Below are 1,443 nucleotides of genomic sequence, written 5' to 3' on the forward strand. Positions count from 1 at the left end.
AAATCGTATGTCTGATAATCAAATAGTTAAGTCCAAATCGTGTCAAACTCAAGAAGAATAAACGTATTTTCATATTGTCCCGTCTTTTTCAATTCTGCTATCACCCTCCCTATCTGTTCATCTACAAAAGAAATCGACCCTGCATAAGCAGCTCTGGAGGCCTTTATTTCAATATCAGGAAAAATGGCAGAAGATGCCTCAGGCATCTTTGACATAGATGTTTTTTTGTTTCTGTATTTTTGTTGCGCCCATTCACCTACCTGAGGTATAGGAATATCCAAACTTTCATAATAATCCATCCAACGTTTTGGCGCGTCAAATGGTGGATGCGGTCTTTGAAAAGAAAGTTTTAAAAACCAAGGACTTTGTTCCGGACTGTTTTTTAGAAAGTCAATTGCTCTGTCTGCAGTCCAATGAGTAGCATGCAATTCATCTGCGTAAGGAAATGGAATACCACCACGGTTATCATTATAGCTCAACCCTGTAGCGTTAATATCTTTGCCCGGTGCAACTCTATGAAACCAAGCTTCATAATCACATATAAAACCATTCTTATTTTTGGTATACCACCCTTCTTCCAAGTTAATGGTCTTATAGCCCTGTGTGTTGCGCGGAGGGCCAAAATGATTTTTACCCGTAACAATTGTATCATAACCCATTTCCGAAAAAAACTGAGGCATGGTTAGGCGATAATATTGAGCAATATTATTCATGTAGCCTAACATTCCATGATTCCAGGGCGTAAGTCCTGTAAGTAAACTCGTACGTGCCGGTGTGCAGGAGGGAACAGCACAGTAAAAGTTAGAGAAACGTGCACCTTCTTTTGCCAGGGAATCAATATGAGGCGTTTTAATCCAAGCTGAACCAGCACAACTCAAATAATCGCCACGATGCTGATCATCCATAATAAAGAGGATATTCGGACTGCTTGTCCCCTTGTCCGATTTTCTTATAGATGCTGTAACGGGGTTATCGTCCCAATCTGTTTTAAAATTTCCCAATCCAGAAGTTGCTAAAGGAAATAAAGCGAGACCGCCAAGTCTTTTGAATGCTTCTTTGCGGGATATTTTATTCTTATCTTTTTCTTTTTCTGAGTTCATAATTTGATATTTACTATTAAGTAATGAATTTCTGTTTTACAACAACACTTTTAATCAAGACACGTCCATCTCGTTAAATTATCCAATGAAAATGTAAGAAAGCAGTCGTCCCCATCTGCCGCCAGTGAAATCCCGAAGGTCGGGGTGGCTGCTGCCCGTTACAAAATTAGGAGGTCAATAATGAAAAGCTCATTATGAATGCCATATTAAAAAATGGTTGGCTATTGAGAAACAATTTTTGCATGTTTTTTTATATTAATTGCAGGCACTTATTTCCCCTTAACCTCTCTTTAATATTTTTGCGGCATCTGTTTGTTTATACTTTTTAATCAAGTCATTTAAA

General features: G+C 38.1%; 1 protein-coding gene. It reads right to left on the reverse strand.

Features of this window, described 5'->3' with window-relative positions; translation table 11 throughout:
• Window positions 1–26: 26 nt before the first annotated feature.
• On the reverse strand, window positions 27–1,100 hold the full coding sequence (locus tag ACQR30_RS16950; RefSeq protein ID WP_429736960.1) for a sulfatase-like hydrolase/transferase: 1,074 nt from the start codon (window positions 1,098–1,100) through the stop codon (window positions 27–29).
• Between the last annotated feature and the right edge of the window lie 343 nt (window positions 1,101–1,443).

This window comes from Arachidicoccus sp., assembly GCF_050436765.1.
Classification (GTDB): domain Bacteria; phylum Bacteroidota; class Bacteroidia; order Chitinophagales; family Chitinophagaceae; genus Arachidicoccus.

Excerpts from the sequence above, each read along its gene's own strand:
- ACQR30_RS16950 (WP_429736960.1), bottom strand. The coding sequence starts at position 1,100 with ATGAACTCAGAAAAAGAAAAAGATAAGAATAAAATATCCCGCAAAGAA.